Raw genomic sequence first — 9,283 nt, forward strand, 5'->3', positions numbered from 1 at the left:
GTGGTGTTTTTCGGGGGGCGGGTTGTTATTCGCGGGGGGGGCCGGCTCCCACATTTGGGGCTGCTGGTGGTTGATTGCCGTGCTGGCGATGGGGTGGGGCTTTCGTGGTTCCGGGGTTATTCGCCGGCGGGGCCGGCTCCCACAATTGGGGCTGCTGGTGGGAGCTTGCCTTGCAGGCGATGGGGTGGGGCTTTCGTGGTTCCGGGGTTATTCGCCGGCGGGGCCGGCCCCCACAATTGGGGCTCCCACCGATTCGCGGCAGAGCCTGCCTTGCAGGCGATAGTTTGCGGCTTTGGTTCGGCTGTGGGAGCTGGCCTTGCCGGCGCTGGCGCTCTACTGCGTTACGGTGACGGTGCTGGCATTCACATTGTTAACGGCCAGGGGGGTTTGCTGGCCAGTACTGGATTTGGTGGCCGTGGCCTCTATTCCTGCCACGCCAACACTGTTGTCGGGAGCCGCAAATTCAACGTATGGCGTGGAGCCGTCACCGCTGCAGGCGCTGAGTAATCCAATACAGGCAGCAACGATCAATGCTTTTTGATTCACCTTCATGGTTTACCTCGTTAGAAATCGGTGACGACGACAAAACGCCGGGATTCGCCGGCCGCGAGTGTTATCGGCTGGGCCAGTGAAAACCGTACGATGCAATCTTCGGGTATGTGGCCTTCACGCGCCAGAATGGGCTCACCGACGTCGGCACTCTGGTTGCTGTTGCTGTCGCTGACTAACCTCAGCGCCGTTATGGCGCCGGCCCGACCACCTGAAATGGTGACGGTGACGGTATCGAGCACCACGCTGTCGGATTCAGTATTTTCAACCACAAACGCAGCCAGTGTGAGGTTTTTGTCGCCCGGTCTGGACTTCACTTGCCCCGGCGGGGTGCTTGGTTCGGTAACCACATCGCCGCCATTGCCAGGCTCTTGTTGCGGGTTTTGTACCCGGCGGCTGAGCAGGTTGCCGGAGGCGTCGTATTCGTAGCGAATTTCCTTGGTGCCATAATTGGCCACAATCAGCCGGCCGGCGTCGTCATAGCGGTATTCAACCACCTGCTGGGCGTGGGACGCTATCGCGATCAGGGCGAGTAAAAGTATTGTCAGCGGCTTCATGGCTGCACCCCCGGGTAGTTGTTTTCCGGGTTGAGCACATCCGGCCACCAGCTCTGCGGCACCGGCACAAAGGTACCCAGCAGCCCTTTGGCGCCAATCATGGCATCAAGCCAGCTGTCGTTTTCGTGATCTCGCTGCGCGCCGCGCAGTTGGTATTCAAGGTTGCTTTCTATTTGCCTGAGGTGGTCACGGTGCCTGAGCAGCCAGCGCTCGCGATTGATATCGGTAAATTCGTCCAGCGGTATCTGTTTCTCTGCGAACAGCTCCTGCGCGGCGGTTATCTGTTTGCGGTAGTTTTCAAACGCTGCGTCGATACGGGCCTTGTAAATTCCATCGGTACGGTCGAGCGAATTTTTCAGTTTGATCGCTTCGTTGCCGACGCTCAACACCTGCAGGCCAGCGCCAACCTGGCCGACCAGTTTGACTCCGGTTTTTGCCGTTTTTAACCGCTGAGCATTTTTTACCTGCGCTTTTGCCGCTTTATTACCGTCTGGCGTATCCGTTGAGGTAAGCGCATTACCCAAGTGGGTTGCAAGCGTGTCGAAGCCATCCGCCACCGAGCTAGTGTAGTGGTCCAGTATTCCAGCAGCGCCCGTCAACAACGTGACCACGTCATACAACCCCGATGATTCGTCGGCTTCGACGGGGCCTGTCCCGAGCGGATCCTGATACCGCAGCGGGTTAAGCGCAGCAAAGCTGTACGGGTTGATGCTGTGCGGATGCAGCCTGGCGGGAATGGGGTCTGGAGAGATAAAGCGCATGGTGGCCGCGTCGTAAAACCGCTGGTAGGTGCGGTACAGGCTCGTACCCGGCTCGCGCATCACGCCGTAGCGGCCTCCCCATGTGAATGGCGTGGTGCTATTACCACTGTGAGCTAGCAGCGTACCGTAGGGCGTGTATTGGAAAGTATCGGTAACCTCGCCACTGTCATTGGTGATCAGGATTGTGTTGCCCATTGCATCAAAATGATGAAACGCGCGCTCACCGCCAGAGTTAACGCTGTACAGGAGATAACCCTCGGGCGTATGCACGTAGTAGCGGGTATTTTCCGCATCGGAAATTTCGCTGACTGCAGGCAGGTGTTCAAACCCCATGTTCCAGCGGTAGGTTTTCGTGTTGTTGTCTTTCGTGCGACTGATCACACCACCAAAGGCGTCATACCCGAACGCGATATTGCCGTCCTTGTGCTGTAATGACGTTACACGCGATGCAATATCCCAACCGAAACGGTGGCTGCCATCATCCAGTAGACGTCCACGTGCATCGTAGCTGAAGCCACTCACCTGCTGCGCAGCATCTACTGACAGTGACAGCTGACTGTCGCCGGGTATCTGCGCGGCTACCGGCAACGTATGCTCTTGCCGAATGATTTGTCCGTCGGCATCGCGGTTGTATTGAATGCTGGCCAGAACCTCACCGGCACGCTCGAGTCGCAATAGGGTAATACGGCCATTTTTGTCTCGCGCGTGGATCTCTTCAATCCCGTTGGGGAAAATTATTTTTGTGATCTGGCCATCGGTATTGCGTTCGAAATTTGTTGTGCCACCTACCCAATCACTGATCGAACTGAGCACGCCTTCATCGTCATAGCTATAGTTGATTAGGCCGGCATCTGGCAGGCTCATGGAGCTTACTCGCCCACCCTTCAGATAGTTCACATTGATGCCGTTACTGTAATTCAGTCGCGAGGTTTTAGTATATTGGAGCGTGACCCCTCTAGAGGCTGCAATCAATCGCCCTGCGCCGTTGTACTGGTAGTTCAATGAGGTGTCGTCGGAGAATTGACGTCTAAAAACCCGGTCCGGGCCATAGTAACTGAGCTGCTGGCTGGTGCCGTCGGCGTACTGAACGCTAGCAAGGCGACCGCGCTCATCGTAGCTGTAGGTTTCTTTGCGGCCCAGCGGGTCGATGCGCTGCTCGAGGAAGCCATGCATGGAATACTGGTTTTTCCAGCTGTTGCCGGCAGGATCAATAATCTCCGTTAGCCGCCCTTGATTATCGCGAGTGTATTTACCAACGATGCCGCCCGGTAAGGCTATCTCTGTGAGCCCACCCAGAGCATCATAGCTGTAATTTAACGTACGGCCCTGCGCACTGGTTGCGCGGAGGATTCGCCCCATCGCATCGTAACTGAACTGTGAAGTACCACCTTCAGCATCGGTAATACTGAGCACTTGCCCCAGGGCATCGTAGGTATAGCGAACTTCGTTTCCTTCCGGGCTGATCGCCGCAATTAAGTTGCCAACTGCGTCGTAGTTAGATTTCCATCGATTACCCAGCGGGGTGATGGCCTCGGTAAGCTTTCCGGAGCCGTCGTAAACAAAGTCGGTCACGTTGCCTTCTCTGTTTTTTACCGCTGCGAGCTCGCCTCGGTTGCTGTAGCTGCGAGTGCTCACATCAGCAAAAGCGTCTTTGACTGAAATCAAACGTACATTACTGTCGTAGTCAAATGTGTACTGCTCGCCATCGATACCTGAAAACCCAGTCAACAGTTTTTCATCACCGTAGGTGTGAGTGGTGGTATTACCATTTTCGTCAGTTTCCCGCAGCACAAGACCCAGAGGATCGCGCACGAAATTTTGCACTTTGCCATCTGGCAAGGTTATCTGTTGGAGACGGCCATGCTGGTCATGGGTGAATGCCGTGGTGTGGCCGCGTGAGTCGGTTCGGCTGACCAGGTTTCTATAACTGTCGTAGCTGAATTGGGTGACTGCGCCGTCGGGCGTTGTCGCACTGGTTCGCAAGCCGCTCGCATCATATGTGTACTGCCATACCGCACCAGCTTGATTGGTGGTTTTGATCAAGTTGCCGCTGTCATCATACTGGTGACGCATGCTGGTGCCATCGGGGAATCGGATTTCTACCAGATCCTGATACACCTCACCGCTTTCACCGGTACGCGACTGGTACACAAACTGGGTGACCTCACCATTGCGGTTGGTCACACTGTCCACTTTGCCGTTGAGCGGATTGAATGTCAGCCGGGTTTCGCTGCCATCACTGCGCTTGATCGCGTTATGCCGCCTAACATTATCTGCTGCCAGATTCAGCGTAACGCCCGCTTCATTCACGGCCTGTTGCAGAATACCCTCGCTGGTGTGAGTGTGGGTAAGTGTTTTGTTATCAGGCCCAGTCACAATGGTTTGCGTACCAGTGGTGTCGTAGGTGAATGTGAACGTATCACCGCGCGCATTTTTCTGGGTTTTCACCCGCCCTGACAATGGCTCTCCATCCAGCCGGGAAAAATAGCTTTGCTCGTACGGCATGTTTCCACCGCGTGACAATGCGGCCGTCATCAGACCCACATCAAACATGGAACCTGAGGTTAGATAACGGTAATCCAGCCACGGACCGCCTCGGGAGTACGAAACTCTAACAAGGTTATGACTATCATTGCTGCTAGCGGTTGATTCAGAAGGAGGAGGCGCAGTGGTAGATTCTGACCCGGAGCTCGAAAGTGGCGTAGGCTCTTGGGAGCTTTGTGGAGATGATGACATCTCAGCCTGGTAGGTAAGCCGAATATCTTCAACCGCACCGCCTGCGTGATCGGTTTCTACGTTGTAGAGCTTTTGTTCGCCATCAATATTGATATAGTAGTAATACAACCTGCGGCCATAGCCATCTGTAATTTTTTTTAGCTTTCCAAAGTCGCCTCTCGTAGTATTCGTTTCATAACTAAGCACCAGATTATTGCCTTTGCCATCTCTGACGTTAAGCAACTGTCCGTCGCTATTAAACAGATAGCTCAGCTGCTCATAACCGTTAAACACAACAAAGTCTGAACCATTTTCAATCAGTTGCAGTGGGCGCTGACCGTTCCCGCCCTGCTGAGACCAGTTGCCTTTACCGTCGGTGCTGAATTGATATACCTCCGCACGCGGACTAATCACAACAACGATATTGCCTGCCCGGTGAAGCCGCCATTCAAAATTGTGCAGCCAGTTATTCCCGGTGTCTCCGGTTATATCGCCCTTGAGCAATTGCGACCCGTAATAGCGGTTGAAATACAGTGGCAGTGGGCCACCGAGATAAAAATCGTCAACTTCCTGAAAAAAGAATTCGCCGGAAAAGGTGTTTACCGGGTCTAGTGAGGTACCGGAGGAACTTATTTTTTTCGACTTGGGATCTTTAATAATGATTTTTACGATTTCCGGAAATTCCCGGTTATCTTCCTGACAGGGCAATTCGGCGTTTGGATTGCTTCCCGACGGGGCGTTCTCGCCTACCCAGGTAACTTCCATCGTGGTTTCGCCGACTCCTTGATCAGCCGCCTTGACGCTGATCAGAACTTCCACGCCTTCGGCATCTGCCGGGGTATATCCTTCTACAGTCGCGATTTTGGTGTCCAGCACCCTTCCCTGCACGAAAGCTTTGCAGGTTCCTGCATCCTTCACTGAAACCTGTCTGGTTTGCCCCGGATACAGATCGAGCTGCATTGGCGTAACTTGGTGCGCCGGCACGGTCTGACTAAAGAGAAACACCGCAAGCCCGGCAACCGGAGCTGAGCGGAGACATGCAAAAATCCGTTGATACATGATTGTCACCGTGTTTGTGCTTTTTATTTTGCTGCACACTTGCCCGATGCGATGAACGCCAAATTATTCTCAGGCAAATTAATAATTATCATAAAATAAATTATAGCGCCAAATGTTGCGGAATTCGTATCAAAACCAGCCCGCTGGGCACCCCAGCCTCACCAAAAGTTAAAGTAATTCCCTGGTATTTAACCTAACCAACGGAAATAAAACCCATTCCAGCACTCACCAAAATAAACCGGGGTCGGAGTGAGATTTTTCTGCTCAGCGCAGCAAAAAAGTCTGCTGCGCCCTGTTTTTGTACCGTGAATTACCGCTATACACCTGAAAAACATGAATATTTCCACGTTTCTGCCGCCAAATGTGAATACTGACAGTTTCCCGATTCTCGATACGTTACCCTGCGCCCATGTTCGACTCACTGTAGTTAAGGAGGAAAACAAATGGACGACCTAGTAAACCTGACCGCCCGCAGCCGCGATGCCATGGCGACTGTGGTGGAGGGTGCCCTCACGTGGCTGGCCACTTCGGGCCTGCAGATTGTGCTGATTCTGATCGGCGCGTGGGTGGCGATGCTGGTTAGTCGCAAACTGTTGAACCGCGTTCACAAAACCATTGCCGGCAAGCATGGGGATATCGAGCGGGTAAAACGCGCCGACACGCTAACCGGCATTCTCGGAACGGTGTTGTGGATGCTGCTGTTTCTTGCGGCCGGCATGATGGTACTGAAAGAGATTGGGGTGGATATTGCGCCGATTCTCGCGGTTGCCGGCCTGGGTGGCTTGGCGATTGGTTTTGGTGCCCAGAACCTGGTGCGCGACGTAATCACCGGCTTTTTCCTGCTCGCGGAAGACCAGATTCGCGTTGGCGATATCATTGAAGCGGGCGGCAAATCCGGCGAAGTGATGTCGCTGGGGCTGCGCACAGTGCGTATGCGCGCGTTGGACGGCACACTGCATATTATTCCCAACGGCAACATCACTACCGTTTCCAATATGACGAAAGATTACGGTTATGCGCTGGCAAACGTGGGCGTGGCCTACCGTGAAGACACTGACCAGGTGTTCAAGGTAATTGAGGAAGTAGGCGCCGACTTACGCAGCGACGCGGAGTATGGGCCCAGCATCACTGACGACATGGAACTGCACGGCATCACCACGTTTGGCGATTCTGCCGTGGTTATTCGCTGCCGGATGAAAACCCAGCCCGGCGATCAGTGGCACGTGCTGCGTGAATTCAACCGCCGCCTGAAGAAACGCTTCGACGCGCTGGATATCGAAATTCCGTTCCCGCACATGACCTTGTACGCAGGCCAGACCAAACAGGGCGATACCCCCGCGCTACCCCTCAGCTTGGACAAAGCCGCCTAAAAAAACCGGGGTCGTATCGAGTATTTTTTAATCACCCTGACTTGCTGCGCGCTAGGGCCGGCCTTCCCGGTCGCCCCGGGCGCAGCCTTCTCCCCAGCTGAGTTTCAATTTTAACGGTAAACTCCTGGCCGCCGGTGGGGAGGTTTTTCTGCACCGAATTTTGTATGTGCTCGCTCTCGTTTACAGTCAGCGCAGTGTCCAACAATTGCGTATAGGCTCTCAAGCGCTCAGCTAAAGCATCACCCAGCGCGACATAACTGGCATGCGGAGTAATCAAATCATCAGCCGCACCAGTGGCGTGAAAACGCGCGCTAGACCACGGATAGTCAGCCGCACGAGCAACCATGTTTGCTTTTACCGGATTGGTTTCGATATACCGATAACAGGCAAGCAAGTAGCGCTCTGAGTCGATAAGGCTGCTTCGATGCCGCCCCTCCCACAACGTGCCGCTGCGCTGATAATGCCGGTTAATAAATTGTACGTATTGCCTCCCGACATGCTGCATGATGCGCGAAATACTGTCGTGATGCTCTGGGGTAACCAACAAGTGGACATGGTTAGTCATCAGACAATACGCATGCACTTGCCCTCCATAGCGCTCTAACGCCACCTTGAGGAACTCTTTATACAATTGATAATCGCGGTCTGCGAAAAAACACGGCATACGATTATTGCCGCGCTGGATAACATGGGCGGGAACGCCGGGAAGATAGGTACGGGTTTTTCGTGGCATGGGAAATCCTTTTCCTCTGATCACGGCTAAACAATACCGCGTTCGCCCAGAATATTCGAGCTGATCAAAAAATACTCGATACGACCCCGGTTTTTAGTCGCGGGGGGACTGGCGGCGATCAAAAAATAGAATGGACCCGGCCGGCTCGGCTCGCACTTGTGTCAGTGCTTTATCGGTCTGGGATAGCAGATTTACAACGCTCAAATTAGCGGGAGAATATGCCGTCATCGCGGCCGCTCTGGCGTAAAGCACACGCTCTTGCTGTACGGCATCTACCGATGTCTCGTTTATTGCAGCCAAAAGTGCGCGCGCTCTATCGGCTCGATTTTCGTCACTCTCATACGCGAAGAGAACCATAAACGTTTTCTCGTTATAGAGCCCAAGCGCATCACTGCTTGCCACCGCGTCTCGCAATCGGCGCGCCAGCGCTATTCGTGCACTACTGACAGCTTGTTCGCCTGCCTGCTTTTGAAGCGCGTCGAAGCCCTCAATCTCAAGTGTCACCAGCACCAGTGCACGATTTTCCGCGCCGGCGATTCTGAATTCTTCCAGCATGACCCGTTCAATGCCTTGCCGGTTCCACATCTGCGTAGCTGGGTCTATCAGTTGCTCACGCTGAGATTCTCCCAACGACCTGAGCAAGGCTTGCTGCCCCGGACTCAAAACCGCCAGCGCCAATTGCTCTTCGACACTTTCCGCAAGGATTTTCAGCTTGTTGATCTGCCCCTCGGTAAACTTGCGTGGCTTCGAATCTAAGAGGCACAGCGTACCAACGCGCTGACCCTTTATGTCTAGGGGATGTCCGGCATAAAACCTGACATACGGGTCATTGGTAACTAACGGATTATCTGCAAACCAGTCGTGTTGACTTGCGTCTTCCACGATAAATACATCCGATTGATGAATCGCGTGTCCACAAAATGAAACTTTGCGCGGCGTTTCGGCCGCTGCCAGGCCTTGCGTTGATTTAAACCACTGCTTGTCTTTTGAAACCAAACTAACCAAGGCTACCGGCACATCAAATACCTGACGCGCCATGCGGGTTATGTCATCAAATCGCTTTTCAGCCGGCGAATAGACAGTGGCAAGACTATCTAATACTTCCTGACGCTGTTTCTCGTTTAGCGTGCTTTCTGCTGGTTTCATATTTTTGTTTGTAATCCAAAGGTGCCAGTCCGACACTAATTCGATGAGTTTAGCGCATCGAAAATGCTTACGTTAGCTAAGCGTCACAATAAAGCAGAATGTAACTACACGAGCTACCCGCCCAATGCTCAACATAGCAGTTAGGAAAGGTATCTTACCAAGCGCCTACAGGGCAAATTGATGCGATTTCTGCGTTCTGATATAGTGCCAGCCCGCAGAAAACCGCCCGTAGCTCAGCTGGATAGAGCGCTGCCCTCCGGAGGCAGAGGTCAGAGGTTCGAATCCTCTCGGGCGGGCCATCAACACCCGCATAACATCATGCAGTTGGGGCACTCTTTCTCCTCCCTCCATCATCCCGCGCACTCCCGCAATTGCCTACGCGAGCCAACCTTG

The 9,283-nt window shown here is 53.7% G+C and carries 6 protein-coding genes and 1 tRNA gene; 2 read left to right on the forward strand and 5 right to left on the reverse strand.

The genetic code is table 11. The features are described 5' to 3' along the window. Positions 1-333: 333 nt before the first annotated feature. The 3 genes from AC222A_RS17945 to AC222A_RS17955 are packed head-to-tail and all read right to left on the reverse strand — an operon-like array spanning position 334 to position 5,641. Positions 334-552 carry a hypothetical protein gene (locus AC222A_RS17945; RefSeq protein WP_372783834.1) on the reverse strand — a complete coding sequence of 73 codons (219 nt, stop codon included), beginning with the start codon at positions 550-552 and terminating at the stop codon, positions 334-336. Between the two features lie 11 nt (positions 553-563). Beyond that, positions 564-1,106, reverse strand: coding sequence for a hypothetical protein (locus AC222A_RS17950; RefSeq protein ID WP_486775371.1), 543 nt, complete (start codon positions 1,104-1,106; stop codon positions 564-566). Then, positions 1,103-5,641: a DUF6531 domain-containing protein gene (locus AC222A_RS17955; protein ID WP_486775372.1), complete on the reverse strand. Its 4,539-nt coding sequence runs from the start codon at positions 5,639-5,641 to the stop codon at positions 1,103-1,105. The genes AC222A_RS17950 and AC222A_RS17955 overlap by 4 nt, the downstream gene beginning before the upstream one ends. A gap of 443 nt (positions 5,642-6,084) precedes the next feature. Between AC222A_RS17955 and AC222A_RS17960 the strand changes: the two genes are divergently transcribed. Continuing rightward, positions 6,085-7,011 (forward strand): mechanosensitive ion channel family protein, encoded by a 927-nt coding sequence (locus AC222A_RS17960; protein WP_372749734.1) that lies wholly within the window; start codon positions 6,085-6,087, stop codon positions 7,009-7,011. A gap of 31 nt (positions 7,012-7,042) precedes the next feature. Here AC222A_RS17960 and AC222A_RS17965 read toward each other — a convergent pair whose 3' ends face one another. Together AC222A_RS17965 and AC222A_RS17970 are read right to left on the reverse strand one after the other, a co-directional pair. Then, a complete protein-coding gene (locus AC222A_RS17965; RefSeq protein ID WP_486775373.1) occupies positions 7,043-7,744 on the reverse strand; it encodes a transposase in 702 nt (233 codons plus the stop codon). Positions 7,745-7,837: 93 nt separating this feature from the next. After that, positions 7,838-8,890 carry a GAF domain-containing protein gene (locus AC222A_RS17970; protein WP_372764215.1) on the reverse strand — a complete coding sequence of 351 codons (1,053 nt, stop codon included), beginning with the start codon at positions 8,888-8,890 and terminating at the stop codon, positions 7,838-7,840. 222 nt (positions 8,891-9,112) lie between these two features. On the opposite strand from AC222A_RS17970, the gene AC222A_RS17975 reads away from it, so the two are divergent. Next, positions 9,113-9,189 (forward strand) — tRNA-Arg (locus tag AC222A_RS17975). Positions 9,190-9,283: the final 94 nt, after the last annotated feature.

It is taken from the genome of Litorivivens sp., assembly GCF_057445395.1.